We start from the raw sequence: 17,588 nt of genomic DNA, 5'->3' as shown, positions 1-17,588 counted from the left end.
TTATAAATTATAAAAGTAAAATTATTATAACAAAAAAATATTTTTTATGAAACTTGTTCGAAAAAATCATCTTCGTTAGAAAAATCTACATTATTATCTATTCAATTCTTTCTAAATTCAGCATTTTCGCCCATTAGCACGCTTACTCTTCTTTCAGCTAATGAAGCGTCTTCAATAGTAGCTTGCACTAATGTTCTAGTTTTAGGATCCATGGTTGTTTCTCATAATTGATCAGCATTCATTTCTCCTAATCCTTTATATCTTTGTAATTCATAAGGTTCTTTAATACTTTCAAGAATATCTTTTAAATCATCTTCATCTCAGGCATATTGAACCTTCTTAGATGTTTTACCACTTACCTTATATAAAGGAGGAAGAGCTATATAAACTTTACCTTTTTCAATTAATTGTTTCATAAAACGGTAAAAGAATGTTAATAGTAAAACTTGAATATGTGCACCATCAGTATCAGCGTCCGTCATAATAATAATTTTATTATAGTTAGCTTTAGTTATATCAAAATCATTTCCAAATCCAGCTCCAATGGTATTAATAATGGTACTGATTTCAACATTTTTTAAAACTTCAGAAATCTTTTTCTTTTCTGAGTTGATAACTTTTCCTCTTAAAGGTAAAATAGCTTGATATCTTCTATCTCTTCCACTTTTTGCACTTCCACCGGCCGAATCCCCTTCGACAAGGAATAATTCTTTTTCGCTAGAATTCTTAGATGTTGCAGGAGTTAATTTATCACTAAGTACTAGTTTTTCAGAAACTAGTTTTTTGCTTTTTCGACTTTCTTCTCTAAGTTTTCTTTCTTCCATTCTTAATTCATAGGCTCTTTTAACTTTATCTAACACATTTTTAGCTAAAGTTTTATTTTCATTAATTCAAATTTCAAGATATTTTGAAACCACTTCTTCAACTACATTTTTAGCTTCTGGAGTTCCTAATTTATCTTTAGTTTGACCTACGAATTCCAGTAAGTTTTCTGGAATTTTAAGTGAAATTATGCAAGCTAGCCCTTCTCTGATATCATCTCCATCAAAAAGTTTTCCATTTTTTACAATTCCTTCACGAACTGCAAATTCATTCATAGTTTTAGTAAAAGCACTTTTAAGTCCTATTTCATGTGTTCCACCATCACGTGTTTTAACATTATTAACAAAACTTAAAATAATATCATTGTATGAATCCGTTCATTGGAAAGCAAAATCCACTTCAATATCTTTTTTACTATCACTAAATGATACCGGAGGAGTAATGCTAATTTTTGAATCATTAACAAAATTAAGGAATGACTCAAGACCCCTTGTGTGTTCATATACTTCTGTTTTATCATTTTTTTCATCTTTTAATGTAATTTTAAGATTTGAAATTAAAAATGAACTTTCTTTTAAACGTTCAGAAATACGATCAAAACTTAATTTTGCACGTTTGAAAAATGCGTAATCAGGTCAGAAACGAATTGATGTCCAATTTGTTTTACTTGTCCCTATTTCATGTGTGTGCTCTAAAATTGTGTCTTGTTGAAAAATTGTTTCATACACTTTTTTATCTCTGGATACAGTTGCAATTAATTTAGTTGATAAAGCATTAACTACTGAAGAACCAACTCCGTGTAACCCTCCAGAAGTTTTATATGCACCTGAATCAAATTTTCCACCAGCATGAAGTTCTGTAAAGATTAATTCAACTGCTGTACGGCTTTGACCCTTCATTTTATCAACTGGGATACCACGACCATTATCAATAACTTCAACTGAGTCATCATTATGTAAAATAACTTGAATATCATTTGCATATCCAGCTAAAGCTTCATCAATTGCGTTATCCACAATTTCTCACACTAAATGGTGTAATCCATGTACATCAGTTCCACCAATGTACATTCCTGGACGTTTTCTAACTGCTTCAAGTCCCTTTAATTGTTGTATGCTACTTGCATTATATTCTTGTGTTTTACTCATACTTTTAATTATAAACAGTTTTTTAATATTAACTTATTAATTTCCTCAAAGAAAAAATATTAATTGATTAATTAAAAGATTGGCTTTCTACTTAATGTGTAATTTTATAAAATGTGAAAATTCTTTTTAAATTTTATCAAGTTTTTAAAAAATGGGCGTGTTAAAATACACGACAGGGTCGTTTCGGCTTATTTTTTCGAGCCAATTTTTTAAATTTTTGTGTAATTTTTAAATAATTCAAATGGTGAAATTCTAACTGGATATTGACTATTTTCAAAGTAATAATTTCGTTTGTCTTTATTGATTTAAATCAATTAATTCAAATATGAAATTTTCACAAATAAACTGTGGTTCATAACCTTTTGGAATAATCTTTCTAATCTCTTTATGTGCGTTTTCTAAACTTCCTTTTGTCATGAAGAATAAGGGTCACATACATAAAATTCTTTTATGGATTTTACTTTATGAAGTTCAGAATTTTCTAAACCATTGTCCATTGTTAAAGTTAGAATTTTCAAGCTATATTTGCATATCAGCTTTTCAAGTGCTAATCTGACGGAGACTGCATCTCTTTTAGAATACATCGCAAATAACATTCTAGTTTTTCTTTCTAGTAGTGTAACTAAGCAATATTTACTTGTCTTTTTGAACTGAACAGTATCTATTTCATAGTGTCCAAATTCTTCTCTTATATTTATTTTTTCTGAACGCTCGTGAACACTTTTTGCAAATTTTAATTTAGATTTAGTTTTTGCTTTTTTAGGTTTCTTTATCCTACTTTTTGCTATTCCGTACTTTCTTTTTAAAGTAAGTATTTTATATTCAAAGTCAACATAATATCTGTCGATATATTCATAAAAACCCTGTACGGTAGGAATAAAAACATTTTTTAGATTATTTTCTTTTACATAATCCTCAAACTTATCTAATATTTTTTGTAATGAAGTTTTTCTATAATAAACAAGTTGTTCACTTGTAAGTCTTTTCTTTTCAGTCGTTGTTAAACTTCTGTATTTTTTATATTTGGAAATTCAATCTTGTGTAAATTCGTGCAATGGTTTTCATTTTTCTAATGATGTTATTCTTTTTCCATCCAAGGTATTTTCTCTTGTATAGATTTTTGATTTAGTTCATTCATTTATCGAAAGGAACGAAAAACCGCCAACATGTCTTTTGCAGATTTTGCAAAATAATGATGTTTGGACTTTATACTCCTCAGATGCTTTTTCAATTTGTTCTCTAATGGTTTTAATATCGCAAGACATTTGTCTCGAAATCTCTAAAAGACTTCATTCATCTTTTAATTTATTGAACAAATCTTTCATTTTTTCTATTGTAAATTCTCTAGGTGAATACTGTTTGATATTTTGGATTTTAGTATTTAACATCTTAAGTTTTGATTTATCTAAATACGGTCTTAAGACATAATGACTATAACGAGTTGTAAATTCAGTTGAGTATTTTGAATTTCTAGATTTAGCCCTAAATTTCAAACAAATTAAATTATTTTGATAATGTTTTGCATTCGATAGCATATAATAATAGTGCCTCCTTTAGTATTTTTGAATTTACACACTTATTTTACATTAAGGAGACGAAAAAACATCGGAATCTTACTAATTAGTAGGAAACCGATGTTTTAATTTTGCAAAAAATATTAATTAAAAAATACTAACCTTAATTTGTGGATTAGTAATTTTATAAATAGTATAATAATTATTATTCATTTAAACTTAAAAGTAAATTTATATAACATTTTTTTACTATATTAAAATGAATTAATAAATATTTTAACCGCAGGTTCGCCGACTTTAGCAGTAATTTCTTCAATAAAATTATCAGGATCTAATATCATTTTGTTTTTTATTCGGTCTAAAGCTTCTATTGTTTGTGAAAAATCTTTATCCAACTTATCTCAAAAATTAGCTTTAATTATATGACTTGAAAAATCAGTTGATGTAGCATCAAATATTTTTTTAATATTCATATCAACTTGTGAATAAAACTTGAGAGATTTATTATTTTCAATTAATTCAATAAATGATGTCTGTAATTTTTTTATTTTAGAACCTAACAGAGCACTTTCAACTATTAATGATACAAGTAAAAGACTCCCAATAACCATAAAAATAATACAAAAAATTTGTGTATCAGTATATGCACCTATTATTTTATTCGCAAATCTAATTCCATCGCCCATTTGTTCGAAAATAAAAACCGCCACTGCAATTATTAATATTAAAAAAGCGAACATAGGTAGTAATATATAATTAAATATAAAGAAAGCTTTCTTCTTAAGAATATTTATTATATTAAATTCACCTTTTCTTTTATTGTTCATTTTGTTAATTAAATCATCTAGATTATTCACTAATTTATACTTTGTTGTTTCCGTTAATTCCATACGTTTTCCTTTCAATTCCATTCTACAAAAAAAAAAAAAAAAAAACAAGTAGATTTATGAAAAAATAAAAAAGATAGCCGAAGCCATCTTAATTATGATAATGAATATTAATCTTCGTCTTTATCTTGAATGTTTCTACGTTTGATAATTTCATCAGCGATTGATTTTGGACATTTTTCGTAGTGATCAAATTGCATTTGGTATGTTCCACGACCACTTGTCATAGATCTAAGTTCTGTTGAGTATCCGAACATTTCTGAAAGTGGAACCATTGCTTTAACAATAACAGCACCATCGTTTCTTTGTTCTTGATCATTAACAAGTCCTCTACGACGTGATAAGTCACCGATTACATCCCCCATGTGATCTGCAGGTACAACTACAGAAACATCCATGATTGGTTCAAGTAATACTGTACCAATTTTATCTTTAGCTTTTGTAAGAGCTTTAGAAGCAGCAATTTTGTAAGCCATTTCAGATGAATCGACATCGTGGTATGATCCATCAAATAATGTAGCTTTAATATCGATCATTGGGTAACCTGCTAAAATACCAGCAGCCATTTTTTCTTCAAGTCCTTTTTGGATTGATTTAATGTATTCTTTAGGAATTTTACCACCAACGATTTTGTCAACGAATTCAAATCCGCCATCTGGGTTTGGTTCAAATTTAATTCATACGTGTCCGTATTGTCCTTTACCACCAGATTGTTTGATGTGTTTTCCTTCAACTTCAGCTGGGATTGTAATTGTTTCACGGTATGAAACTTGAGGAGCACCAACTTTAGCTTTAACACCAAATTCACGTTTTAAACGATCAACAATGATATCAAGGTGTAATTCACCCATACCAGCGATGATTGTTTGTCCTGTTTCTTCATCTGTGTATGTTCTAAATGTAGGGTCTTCAGCAGCTAATTTTTGAAGTCCTAATGATAATTTTTCTGTAGCAGCTTTTGATTCTGGTTCAAGAGCTTGTGAGATAACTGGTTCTGGGAACACCATTTTTTCTAATACGATTTTTGGTGATTTTTCATCGATCAATGTATCCCCTGTTGTTGTATATTTAAGACCAACAGCAGCAGCAATATCTCCTGCACGACATTCATCAATTTCTACACGGTTGTTTGCGTGCATTTGAAGAATACGTCCAATACGTTCTTTTTGTTCTTTTGTTGAGTTGTAAACGTAGCTTCCTTTTTCAAGAACTCCACGATAAACTCTGAAGAATGTAAGTGATCCAACATATGGGTCAGTCATAACTTTGAATGCTAAAGCAGCAAAGTTTCCGTCATCTGTAGCTTCAACTTTAACTTCTTTATCACCTTCGTAAGCTGAAATAGCTGGAACATCAATAGGTGATGGTAAGTAATCAACAACAGCGTCGATCATTCTCTTAACACCTTTGTTTTTGAATGATGTACCACATACAACTGGGAAGAATTCTGATGTTAATGTAGCCTTTCTGATTCCTTTTTTGAAGTCTTCAACTGTAACGTCTCCGCCTTCAAGAACAGCCATCATTAAGTCTTCGTCAAAGTTAGCAACTGCTTCAAGTAATTCTTGACGTTTTTCTTTAACGATTTCTTCTAAATGAGCAGGAATTTCTGTTGGAAATTCATCTTCTTGTGGTTCTCCGTTGTATTTAATTGCTTCTAATGTAACTAAATCGATTAATCCTTCGAAATCTGATTCAGCCCCAATTGGTCATTGGATAGCAACTGCGTTACCACCTAAACGTTGTCTAACTGATGCTACTGAAGCAGCGAAATCTGCACCAGCTTTATCCATTTTGTTAACGTAAACGATACGTGGAACTTTGTAGTTTGTAGCTTGTCTTCAAACTGTTTCTGTTTGTGGTTCAACTCCTGATTGAGCATCAAGAACAGCAACCGCACCATCTAATACACGAAGTGAACGTTCAACTTCAACTGTGAAGTCAACGTGACCTGGAGTATCGATAATGTTAATTCTTTTTCCTTTTCAGAATGCTGTTGTAGCAGCTGATGTAATTGTAATTCCACGTTCTTGTTCTTGAGCCATTCAGTCCATTTGTGAAGCACCATCGTGTGTTTCACCAATTTTGTGAATTTTTCCTGTGTGGAATAAGATTCTTTCTGTAGTTGTTGTTTTTCCTGCATCGATGTGAGCCATAATACCGATGTTACGGTAATCTTTTAATTCGTATTCTCTAGCCATATATTCCTATACCACTATCATCTGAAGTGTGCAAATGCACGGTTAGCTTCAGCCATTTTGTGTGTATCTTCACGTTTTTTGATAGCTCCACCAGTTTTATTTGATGCATCGATAATTTCATTAGCTAAACGAACATCCATTGTTTTTTCGTTTCTTAATCTTGAGTATTGTACTAATCATCTAAGTGCTAATGTTTGTTTTCTACGAGGAGAAACTTCTGTAGGAACTTGGTAGTTTGTTCCACCAATTCTACGTGTTCTAATTTCTAATTGAGGTGTAATGTTTTCTACTGCTTCTAAGAAAACTTCCATTGGTTCTCTATTTGTTTTTTCTTTAATAATGTTAAATGCTGAATATAAAATATCTTGAGCGATAGATTTTTTTCCGTCAAGCATAATTTGGTTAATTAATTTTGTAACGATTACAGAATTAAAAACTGGATCTGCAAGTACTTCACGGATAGGTGCACTCTTTTTTCTTGACATAATTGTCCTCCTATTTTTTAATTGATTTGTGTTTATTTATTAATGAATTAATTGTTAAAAATTATGCTTAATTTATTATTTAGCTTTTTTAGCTCCGTATAAACTACGTCCTTGGTTACGTTTTGCAACACCAGCTGCATCTTGTGTTCCACGAACGATGTGGTATCTAACCCCAGGTAAGTCTTTAACACGTCCACCACGGATTAAAACAACAGAGTGTTCTTGTAAGTTGTGTCCTTCTCCAGGGATGTATGCTGTAACTTCCATTCCGTTTGATAATTTAACACGAGCGTATTTACGTAAAGCTGAGTTAGGTTTCTTAGGTGTCATTGTTGCAACACGAGTACATACACCACGTTTAAATGGTGAAGCCATTTTTTTAGCTTTTTTAATTAATGAGTTGTAGCTTACACTTAATGCAGGAGCATTTTGTTTTCTTGTTTTTGAGCTACGACCATTTGTAACTAATTGGTTAGTTGTAGGCATTTCTGCTTCCTTTCTTATAAAAATATTTTTTGTAAAAATAAAGATTAATTTAAATAATTTATTTTAGGCTATCTAAAATAGCAAAACAATTATATAACAACTTAGCCGTGTGTGTCGTATTTTTTTAATTTTTTTTGCTAATTTTAGTTTAGTGCTTTTCCTTTTATATATAAGGGATATTTGATGCTGGATTAAAAATATTTTTTCTAATTTTGCATAAAAAAAGCTTTTTTAATAGTGTTATAATTCTATTAATCTTATAAAGATTAATAATTATTTGCAAATAAACAAATCTTAATATATAAAGGAGACAAAAAATGTCAGCAATTACAAAAATTCATGCACGTGAAATTTTAGACTCACGTGGTAACCCAACTGTTGAAGTTGAAGTATTTACAGAATTCGGTGGATACGGAATCGCTAAAGTTCCATCAGGAGCTTCAACAGGTTCACGTGAAGCTTTAGAACTTAGAGATAAAGGTTCAGAATTCGAAGGTAACTGATTCGGAGGAAAAGGTGTTATGTTAGCTGTTAACCACGTTAACAACGATATCGTTCCTCACATTTTAGGAATGGAAGTTACAGATCAACGTAAGATTGATATGAAAATGGTTGAATTAGATGGAACAGAAAACAAATCTAAATTCGGTGCTAATGCAATTTTAGGAGTTTCTCTTGCTGTTGCTAGAGCTGCTGCTAATGAATTACAAATTCCACTTTACAAATATTTAGGTGGATTTAATGCTCACGAATTACCAGTTCCCATGTTAAATGTTATTAACGGTGGGGAACACGCATCTAACACAATCGACTTCCAAGAATTCATGATTATGCCTGTTGGCGCAAAATCATTCAGAGAAGCATTACAAATGGCTAACTTTGTATTCCACAACTTAGCTAAATTACTTAAGAAAAATGGACACGGTGTTCAAGTTGGTGATGAAGGTGGATTCGCTCCTAACTTCAAATCACACGAAGAAGCTTTAGACTTCTTAGTAGAAGCTATCAAAGCAGCTGGATATACACCTGCTAAAAGTGGAGAAAAAGCTGTTGCTATTGCAATGGACTGTGCTTCATCAGAATTATATGCAGACGGTATTTACACATTCAAAAAATTAAAAGCAGCTGTTGAAGAAGGAAAACCTGGATTTGAACACTTAGAAGGTGTTAAATTCACATATACATCAGACGAAATGTCACAATACCTTAAAGACCTTGTTGCTAAATACCCAATCATTTCAATCGAAGATGGATTCGCAGAAAGCGACTGAGATGGATTTAAGAAATTTACAGCAGAAATGGGTGATACACTTCAAATAGTTGGTGACGACTTAACAGTTACAAACACAGCTATTTTAAAACGTGCTATTGAAGAAAAATCAATGAACTCAATTTTAATTAAAATTAACCAAATCGGTTCAATTACAGAAACATTTGATGCTATCCAAATGGCTCAAAAAGCCAACATGACAGCAGTTGTTTCACACCGTTCAGGAGAAACAGAAGATACATCAATCGCTGATATCGCTGTAGCTATGAACACAGGACAAATTAAAACAGGTTCATTATCACGTACAGATAGAATTGCTAAATACAACCGTTTATTAGCTATTGAAGAAGAACTTGGTTCAGTTTCAGAATTTAAAGGTAGAAAAGCATTCTACAACATTGAAAAATAATAATTTTATAAACTAAGGTGTAAGCCTTAGTTTTTTGTGCTTATCCTGTGTTTCCAAGTTGGAGACACTTTTTATTTCTCTTTTTTAGCTTTTAAGAAATCTATTTATGAAATAAATAGCTTATAGACTTAATAAAAATTTTTTTGCTTTTTTATTACATAATTACATAGAATTATGATATAATAAAACTATGAAAAAGTGATTAGTTACAAAAAATAAAAAGAAAGATGATTACTATGTAAGCCTTGCAATATCAGGTGGTTATGGTAAAGGGTATGAAAGAAGCATTAGTATTGGTAATTTATCTAAACTTCAGGAGCAAAATGCAGATGCGATGGAAATTATTAAGCAATTCAGCTGCTTCGTTACCACTAGATGCTGATAAAGATTATGTTAAAAGTAAATTAGCAGAAGCTTTTAAACTTACAAAAGTAGAAATCGGAACATATAACATCGGTATTGAATTGATTTATCAAGTTATAAAAGGTATAGATTTATTTAAGAATTTAAATGTCGGAAAAAGAAAACAAGCTGAAGAAATTTTCAATTTCCTAGTAGCTAAAAGAATTTTAGAACCAGAAAGTTTTATTAGAAGCTTTAAGACTAAAAATAAGTACTCAAATGAATTAGATATACAAAAATCCACAGTTTATAATTTCTTAGATTTTGTTGCAGAAAATAAGCAAAAACTAATCAAAAACATGAATGAAAAAATCCATGAATATACCAACCGTGATGTTAATTTGGTATTCATGGACGCAACAACACTTTATTTTGAAACATTTGTTAATACAAATGAAAACTTAAAATCAAAATACACATTAAAAAGAAGTGGATATTCAAAAGATGGAAAATTCAAAGAGGATCAAGTTGTTCTTGGAATGGTTACAGATAGAAATGGAATTCCTTTAGATTTTGCATTACTACCAGGAAATGTTGCTGATTCAAAAACCTTAATACCCACAATTAATGAATTAGGGGAAATTTATAATCTTAAAAATGTAACAGTTATCGCAGATAAAGGGATGAATGATTATCAAAACAAACTATTTCTAAAAAATAATGGACTAAATTATATTTTTCCCGTTAGATTAAAGGCGCAAAGCAAAAAATTTAAAGAATACGTTATAAGTGAAACAGATTACAAAGATATAGATGGTTTATTATGCAAAGAAGTAGAACAAGTAAATGTAACTAAAGAAAATAAAGCCATAAAAGTAAGACAAGTAGTAATTTATGATAAATACAAAGCTAAAAGAGATGCTCAACTAAGAAATGAAGTCATCGAAAGATTTAATAAAGTTAAAGATGAAAGCGGCAGCGCAACTGCTAAAAGTATGATTTCATATAAAAAATATAAGTTTTTTACAGAAATCCAACAATCAAGATTTGTTATGGATATGGAAAAAGTACATGAAGATCAAAAACTAGATGGATATGTGGTTTTTGAAACTACAAGATTTGATTTAACTATTAGAGAAATTCTAGAAATATACAAAAATCAATGAAGAATTGAGAATAATTTTAGAGATTTAAAATCTACATTAGAAACAAGACCTATGTTTGTTAGAAAAGATGAACACGTTTACGGTCATATAACAATATGTTTTTTAGCATTAGTTGTTTTAAACTATTTAACTTGAAAGGTTAACTACAATCAACAAATGTTAACTGGTGTGTTAGATAAAGTAACAACACAACAAATAATCGGTGCTATTAAAGCAGCAAATATCAATTATAAAAAAGTTGATGGTATTGTAACAGAAGAAAAAATGTGAAATAACGATGATATAAAAGAGGAAATTGATTTATATAACTATATAGTTAAATTGTTAAATAGTGATTTTTCTATGTAATTTCAAGTATTAAAAATTGTGCAGGCCTAAAATTAAGGACTGCACGTTTTTTTACCCTTATTAACTTGGAAACACGGGAAGAACTTGGTTCAGTTTCAGAATTTAAAGGTAGAAAAGCATTCTACAACATTGAAAAATAATAATTTTATAAACTAAGGTGTAAGCCTTAGTTTTTTTGTGCTTATAAATAAAAAACCGCCGCCTAATTTACTAATTTAGACAACAGTTAAGTAAGAATTAAATTTTCTTCTTAAACATTAAATATCAAATATATCCCATATAGTTTAAAGATAATAATGTTATTAAATATGTAGTAAATGCACTGTATAATGGTCCTTTAATAACATCTAAAGTATCTTTGAAATTACCAATATAAAATACATAACAAAAAATTTCAATACCTATAAATATAATAGTAAGAAATAATAATAGGTATGTAAGTTAGGATACAAATTTTAGACACATAGCATCATATGCTTAGAAATAGCATATGGTGTTTTATATTCTAAATTTCTTTGTGGTCTTTTTGTGTTATATCAATTAACAAAAAGTGTGACTAAATTATAAACTATTTCATAATTCATATTTGAAGTTTCATAAAAGTCAAATAATTCCCTTTGGAATATTGCGAATAGATATTCTGACGGTCTATTTCTTAATGAATTTCCTTTCGGAGACATTGATTGTAAGATTCCTAGATTTTTTAGAAAATCTGAAAACATATAATTCGCATATTCTATACCATGATCAGTATGAAAAATCTTTGGAATAATTCCAAATTTTTCTATACATCTTTTAACTAATTTAATTGTTGATTCTGCGGTTCTTTCTTCCGATAATTCTCAAACTAATATAGCTTGAGAATATGTTTCTGTTATAACATGAAGATACTGTCATTTACCGTTTACTTTAACATACTTGATATCAGCATGTCAAACTTCACCAAAATAGGATGATTCGAAGTTTCCATTTACTAAATCTGGTGTTCAAACACTTCTACTTTTTTCCTCTCTAGGAGGTTTATCTTTCTTGTTTCTCTTATAAGCTGTTGATTTGTGTCCTATAAATTCATAATTAATTCTAAATACATAAGAAGAAATGTTTGAGTCTATCTCATTGATGTATTTGTGAAATAATTTATCTCTCCCTAAAATCCCTTTTGATAAAGTTATTTCATTATTTATTCATTCGATAATATTTTCATTTATATGTTGATTCTTGGAACCAATCTTTTCTTCTTTTTTATAACTTGTGTAAATAGAAGTTCTATTAATTTTCAATACTTCAGCAGCAGCTTTTTGATTTTCAAAAGATTTATTTTGTTCTTTCTTTTGTTTGATTTTCTCAATAATTATTTTTGGAGAAATACCATGATCATTTAATATTTCTTCCATTATTTCTTGATATAAATCTCTATCATGTTCATTCAAATCATTAATACTGGTTCTTTTTGGTCTTCCTGAACCTTTCCCTTTTTTAGGTGATTTACCTGTTTTAGACTCTAAATTATTCATATCAGTATTATATATTTTTATCCATTTCTTAATGTTACATTTCGCACGATGAAATGGATTTACATTTTTCTTCTTTGTGCGTGCAATATAAGTTTCCTTATATCTGCACTCTCAAAAATCTTCTACAAATTGAATCATCGCATATTCAATTCCTTGATTTAAACTGATATTTATATACTTTAATTTTTGCTCTTTTGTAAATTGTTTTCTAGGCATAGAAAAACACACTCCTTTCGTTTAAAAGAATGTGTCTAGTATTTTTCTCCTAATTCATAATAATAGGTATGCTCAGTTCTTTTTGTCATTATTTAAATTTAATTTTTTATAACCTAAAATAGGAAATAAAGATAAATATCACTTATTACCACATATAAATAAAAATACACTTTGAAATAGATAAGCATGAAAAATACATATTCAAGCAAATCCAACATATGAAGCTCATAACATTAATATTTTTACTTCTGATATTTCGTGCTCTCAAGGATGAGTTTTTTTATGTGCTATTCAATTTGTATTAAAATCCTTAAATAATTCTGGGTGAGTTGCTAGCATAATTGAAATAATAATTGCCGGAATACAATATAAGATAAATGTAATATTAAATATTAAAACTATTTTTTGGTTTAAGACAGTTTTAAATAAATTATGTGTTTTTATTTGTTCCATTGATATAAGTCACTTTCTATTATTAGAATTTTACAACTTTAATAATATTTAAGTGTTATTAATTAAATCTCATAATAAAAGCAGGAATTTCTCCTGCTTTAATTTATTTTTTAGTTGAAAACTTTCTTTCTTCACCTTTTATTAATCTTTTAATATTATCTTTGTGCATTGAAATAAGAACTCCAGCAGCAGCAACATAAATAATTCCCATACATTCAGGTGCAACATTTAACACAGTGGTTGAGATATACTTAACATATCCTAATTGATCACTTGGTATAAAGTTTTGACGAACATTTCAATCTTTTGTCCAGTTCAATCAGTAAAAGTTTGCAGGAAAGGCTACAACACTATTTGACATTCAAGGAATAAAAACAAATGGTATTAGTAATACTGCTGTTACTATACCAGCGAGTGAAACATATTTTTTCCAAAAAATCATCGCAAAAAAGAATACAGCAGCAATTGGTAAAAGAACAATATTATAACTTATAATAAACCCTATTGTGCAAGCTACTCCTTTTCCACCTTTAAATCCAAAAAAGACTGGAAAACAGTGTCCGATGATCACTCCTAATCCAGCTAATAAAGGAATTGCTATCATTGGTTGATATTGTTGAAAACTATAAAGTTTACCATGGATTTGGGGAACTTGATTAACTCAATAAGCTATTCCTGTAGCTAAATAAACTACCATTATAGTTTTAAAGGCATCAATTATTAAAATTAGCACGCCTATTTTAACACCAAAAACTCTTGAAGTGTTTGTTGCTCCAGCATTACCAGAAAATGAATCTCTCACATCTTTGTTTTTAAATTTCCCAAAAATTATAGAAGTGTTTAATGAACCAATTAAATATCCAAACAGTAAAAAAGCTAAATTTAGTAATACTGTTGAAAATATCAAAATATCAAAATTACCAGTCATTAATACCTCCTAATTAATATAATATATTAATTATAATTTAAAATTTAATATATATAATTAAGATATGAATAAAAAATTTGATATTAAAATCGTACAATTACCTGATAAGGTACTTAGAAAAAAATCACATGATGTACCAATTCCTCTTCAAGAAGAAGATATTGAACTTGCAGAAAGAATGATATATCACATTGATGATTCACAAACAGAAGGGACACAATTTAGACCAGGAGTAGGTGTTGCTGCAGTGCAATATGGAATCCTTAAAAATGTTTTTTATGTCTATGTGCAAGACTCACAAGGAAATACAGCATTTAAAGATGTATTGTTTAACCCAAGAGTTGTAGCTAAAAGTAATAAAAAAATAGCTCTTGAAGAAGGTGAAGGATGTTTATCTGTTGATGAAGCTTGACCAAATCAAGAAGGTTTCATTCACAGATCAGATCGTATTGTAGTTGATGCTTATAGTTATTATGAAAAGAAATGACTTCGTTATGAGGTTTCTGGATATATTGCTATCGTCTTTCAACATGAATTAGATCACTTAAATGGTATGTTATTTATCGATCGTATTTCACAAAAAAATCCTTGAAAAAAATTACCTAAAGCACAATATTTATAATGGATTCAATTAGTTTTTTACAAAGTGCCCCAAACGCACAACCACAAAGTGCAAATACTTACATGGATTCTTTTGTAAATGCATTAAAATGGATAAATAATAATATGGGAAATGTCTCAATTTGACTCCCTATAGTTCTTACAATAGTTATATTAATTTCCTTTGTTATCGGATTCTTTTACCGTTATAAATGATCTATTTTCAAATTGGTTAATATAGCTTTAACAATGGTCATTTCAATTATTGCTTATACAGCATTAGAAAAAACATTACAGGCTTATATTAAAGATCAAAAAGAAGTTCAACTGTTAGCAAAATCAGCATTACCGTTTGCTATTACGCTATTAGCTTTAGTCTTTTATCTTAGCATTTGAGTATTATTCTTTATTATTTGTTCAATAGTTCAATTAGCAACAATAGGACGAAGAAAACATAAACAGCAACAAAGAGTTATGAATGGTAAAGCAGCAAATAATAATGTTGCAAGATTTATTTGAGGAAGTACTAATGCTATCTTAACTATTCCTGGAGCTTTATTAGTTGGAAATATCCTAACTACAGCAATTCCTTATACGAATTCGACTACTAAATCAACTACTTGAGGTGTTAAAATCTTAACTTTAAATAAAGGTGGTTCATTAAGCGGTATCGGTTCAGGAATCGCAGCTGGATATGAACTTTATACTAAAGGCTCAAAATTATTTGAATTACTTCAAAAGAACCCATCAGAGTGAAATAAAGAAAATATAATTGAAACTCTTCAAGCTTTACAAGCGGCTTCAAACTTATTAAACAATGAACAAATTCAAAATGTTATTTCTGAAGCTTCAGCTCAATATGCAAGTGATATTGTTCAAAAATCTGGTGCAGTAAATACTGTTAAAAATTATGAGGATGAATTAATTAAAAAAGATCCTACTTATTTAACATTAACTACTCAAAAACAAAAAGACGCTTTAACCAAATATATTGCAACTGAAATTACCCAAGCAACACAAGATGCTATTAAAGATGCTGGAAAAGAAGCTGAAGAGTACTTAAACATTACTAAATATGTAATCGCATCTGTAAATGAAGAAACACAAGATAAATTAATTAATATTTTTGCATCTGTATTAAATACAAATTCAGAAATTAATTCAAAAGTTAACACTAATGAAATTGCTAAGGCTTGAATTGAAACATTAGCTAAAACTCCACTTCCTAAAGACAATCAAAAAGCCTCAACTCAAGCTTCATTAGTCTCAAAATTAATTAAGGAAGAACTTTTACAAAGAGGTTATAATGCTTAATCAAAACCCTGACTTACAACAAGTGACCACACAAGTTCCTACAGCTTTTGATAAACCTTTAAAAAGTAACTATCGCACTGATAAGGAAGGTATTATTCCAAGTAACTTATACACAGTTATTTCTCGTGAAAAATCGCTTGCGATTATGCAATTCCTATTTTGGTTTGTAATATTCCTTGCAAGCGTTACTGGAATAATATTAAACTACTTCTTTAATACAGTCCATAACCCTAAACAAGGGATTGGATGATATGTATTATGTGGAGTTGTCTTCCTAATTTCGCTTAGTTTATTTGCTAAAGCTTTAACAAGACATAAATCTTGAAAAAGAACTCAAAAAAACTGTAAGGAAAATTGTTTAAGTGGGAACTTTGCTGCTATAACTATTATTCCTGATACATTTAGATCAATAAGTTTTAAGAAACTGCGTCTCTCATGATGTTTTGCATTCTTCTTAACTTATTTCGGAATCTTTAATTTTATCCTTATAGGACTGTTATTTACTTGAAATGGTGTATGACACATCCAAACCGGACAACCTGGTGATACTCTTTATATTAATATTAATATAGTCTGGGAACAAGTTTTAAATAATGCTTTCGGTAATGTTTATACATTGCTTTGAATTGATTTAGCTGTTGCAATTGCTGTTTCTGTTTTATTTGTTATTATGCAAATGTATGATAGAAAAAGAATCGCAGAACTTAGCGAGTTACTCGGAAGCGATGCTGCTACATATAAAACTTCAGTTCATGCAGAATTAAGAAATGAAAATAAAGCATGAATTAAGGCTTATATAATTATTTTCATTATAGTTGTCTTATTACCATTAGCCCTTTTCTTCTATTTAGTTTGAAAAGGTGTAATTAAAAGAGGAAGTAAAAAATAATGGATTCAAAACTTAAAATACTTGTATTAGTTGAAAATAACTTCAACGATATAGAATTAACTTCTACTCTTAGTGTGCTTAAAGCTGCTGATGTAGTGGAGCAAATCACTTATTTCTCACCTGAAATTTATCAAGCACAAGGACAATTTGGAATTACTCAATTAAATGATGTAGAACAAATGGTTGTCTTTGATCAGTATGATGCTATCTTTATCCCTGGTGGTAGAGGTGCTCAAACTTTACGTAAAGATAAAATTTCTTTACAAATTGTTAAATACTTCTACAACTCAAATAAATATGTATTTGCAATATGTGATGCTCCAAATGTTTTAATGGAAGCTAAGATTCTTAAATCTGAATGCACTTACTCTTCATATCCATCTGAATGAAGTTTATCAACACGAGGAGCTAATCGTTCAAACGAAATGACTTCAGTGGATGGAAAACTGATTACAGGTAAAAATGCATTCGCAGCCCCATTGCTTGGACTTAGAATTATTAAAGAACTTTATGGTGAAGAATTAGAACAAGCTACTTATCTAAGAATCAATGGTGATTAAATATCCTTCGGGATATTTTTTATAAAAAAATCACAA

The 17,588-nt window shown here is 29.4% G+C and carries 16 protein-coding genes; 7 read left to right on the top strand and 9 right to left on the bottom strand.

The features are described from left to right. Positions 1 to 44 precede the first annotated feature (44 nt). The 6 genes from Q8852_RS00230 to rpsL form a co-directional block, all read right to left on the bottom strand. Positions 45 to 1,970, bottom strand: a complete 1,926-nt coding sequence (locus Q8852_RS00230; RefSeq protein ID WP_305938021.1) for a DNA gyrase/topoisomerase IV subunit B — start codon at positions 1,968 to 1,970, stop codon at positions 45 to 47. A 398-nt stretch (positions 1,971 to 2,368) separates the two neighbouring features. Further along, entirely contained in the window at positions 2,369 to 3,505 is a 1,137-nt protein-coding gene (locus tag Q8852_RS00225; protein ID WP_305938020.1) for an IS30 family transposase, read from the bottom strand. A gap of 233 nt (positions 3,506 to 3,738) precedes the next feature. Continuing rightward, positions 3,739 to 4,374, bottom strand: coding sequence for a hypothetical protein (locus Q8852_RS00220; RefSeq protein WP_305938019.1), 636 nt, complete (start codon positions 4,372 to 4,374; stop codon positions 3,739 to 3,741). A gap of 107 nt (positions 4,375 to 4,481) precedes the next feature. Beyond that, positions 4,482 to 6,572: an elongation factor G gene (gene fusA / locus Q8852_RS00215; protein ID WP_305938018.1), complete on the bottom strand. Its 2,091-nt coding sequence runs from the start codon at positions 6,570 to 6,572 to the stop codon at positions 4,482 to 4,484. A gap of 14 nt (positions 6,573 to 6,586) precedes the next feature. Beyond that, entirely contained in the window at positions 6,587 to 7,057 is a 471-nt protein-coding gene (gene rpsG, locus Q8852_RS00210) for a 30S ribosomal protein S7 (protein ID WP_305938017.1), read from the bottom strand. A 75-nt stretch (positions 7,058 to 7,132) separates the two neighbouring features. Beyond that, positions 7,133 to 7,543: a 30S ribosomal protein S12 gene (rpsL, locus tag Q8852_RS00205; RefSeq protein ID WP_305938016.1), complete on the bottom strand. Its 411-nt coding sequence runs from the start codon at positions 7,541 to 7,543 to the stop codon at positions 7,133 to 7,135. 317 nt (positions 7,544 to 7,860) lie between these two features. On the opposite strand from rpsL, the gene eno reads away from it, so the two are divergent. The 3 genes from eno to Q8852_RS00190 all read left to right on the top strand — a co-directional run bounded on the left by eno (position 7,861) and on the right by Q8852_RS00190 (position 11,078). Then, positions 7,861 to 9,222 carry a phosphopyruvate hydratase gene (gene eno / locus Q8852_RS00200; RefSeq protein ID WP_305938015.1) on the top strand — a complete coding sequence of 454 codons (1,362 nt, stop codon included), beginning with the start codon at positions 7,861 to 7,863 and terminating at the stop codon, positions 9,220 to 9,222. A gap of 190 nt (positions 9,223 to 9,412) precedes the next feature. Continuing rightward, positions 9,413 to 9,607 (top strand): hypothetical protein, encoded by a 195-nt coding sequence (locus Q8852_RS00195; RefSeq protein ID WP_305938014.1) that lies wholly within the window; start codon positions 9,413 to 9,415, stop codon positions 9,605 to 9,607. Further along, on the top strand, positions 9,546 to 11,078 hold the full coding sequence (locus tag Q8852_RS00190; protein ID WP_305938013.1) for an IS1634 family transposase: 1,533 nt from the start codon (positions 9,546 to 9,548) through the stop codon (positions 11,076 to 11,078). The genes Q8852_RS00195 and Q8852_RS00190 overlap by 62 nt, the downstream gene beginning before the upstream one ends. Positions 11,079 to 11,533: 455 nt before the next feature. On the opposite strand, the gene Q8852_RS00185 is transcribed toward Q8852_RS00190, so the two are convergent. The 3 genes from Q8852_RS00185 to plsY all read right to left on the bottom strand — a co-directional run bounded on the left by Q8852_RS00185 (position 11,534) and on the right by plsY (position 14,189). Next, a complete protein-coding gene (locus Q8852_RS00185) occupies positions 11,534 to 12,808 on the bottom strand; it encodes a DDE-type integrase/transposase/recombinase (RefSeq protein WP_305938012.1) in 1,275 nt (424 codons plus the stop codon). Between the two features lie 21 nt (positions 12,809 to 12,829). After that, positions 12,830 to 13,261, bottom strand: coding sequence for a hypothetical protein (locus Q8852_RS00180; protein ID WP_305938011.1), 432 nt, complete (start codon positions 13,259 to 13,261; stop codon positions 12,830 to 12,832). 103 nt (positions 13,262 to 13,364) lie between these two features. Next, positions 13,365 to 14,189 (bottom strand): glycerol-3-phosphate 1-O-acyltransferase PlsY, encoded by an 825-nt coding sequence (gene plsY, locus Q8852_RS00175; RefSeq protein WP_305938010.1) that lies wholly within the window; start codon positions 14,187 to 14,189, stop codon positions 13,365 to 13,367. A 64-nt stretch (positions 14,190 to 14,253) separates the two neighbouring features. Between plsY and def the strand changes: the two genes are divergently transcribed. From def to Q8852_RS00155, 4 genes are read left to right on the top strand one after another with little or no spacing between them, the layout of a single operon-like run. Next, positions 14,254 to 14,811, top strand: coding sequence for a peptide deformylase (gene def, locus Q8852_RS00170; RefSeq protein ID WP_305938009.1), 558 nt, complete (start codon positions 14,254 to 14,256; stop codon positions 14,809 to 14,811). Further along, positions 14,811 to 16,103 (top strand): hypothetical protein, encoded by a 1,293-nt coding sequence (locus tag Q8852_RS00165; RefSeq protein WP_305938008.1) that lies wholly within the window; start codon positions 14,811 to 14,813, stop codon positions 16,101 to 16,103. The genes def and Q8852_RS00165 overlap by 1 nt, the downstream gene beginning before the upstream one ends. Beyond that, entirely contained in the window at positions 16,096 to 16,992 is an 897-nt protein-coding gene (locus tag Q8852_RS00160) for an MSC_0882 family membrane protein (RefSeq protein ID WP_305938007.1), read from the top strand. The genes Q8852_RS00165 and Q8852_RS00160 overlap by 8 nt, the downstream gene beginning before the upstream one ends. Further along, positions 16,992 to 17,552 (top strand): DJ-1/PfpI family protein, encoded by a 561-nt coding sequence (locus Q8852_RS00155; RefSeq protein ID WP_305938006.1) that lies wholly within the window; start codon positions 16,992 to 16,994, stop codon positions 17,550 to 17,552. Before Q8852_RS00160 ends, Q8852_RS00155 begins: the two co-directional genes overlap by 1 nt. Positions 17,553 to 17,588: the final 36 nt, after the last annotated feature.

Origin of the sequence: Mycoplasma seminis, from assembly GCF_030718845.1 — a bacterium.
Lineage (GTDB): Bacteria > Bacillota_I > Bacilli_A > Mycoplasmatales > Metamycoplasmataceae > Mycoplasmopsis > Mycoplasmopsis seminis.
The sequence above is the reverse complement of the archived record's forward strand: the minus strand, read 5'-3'. Positions and strand labels throughout refer to the sequence as shown.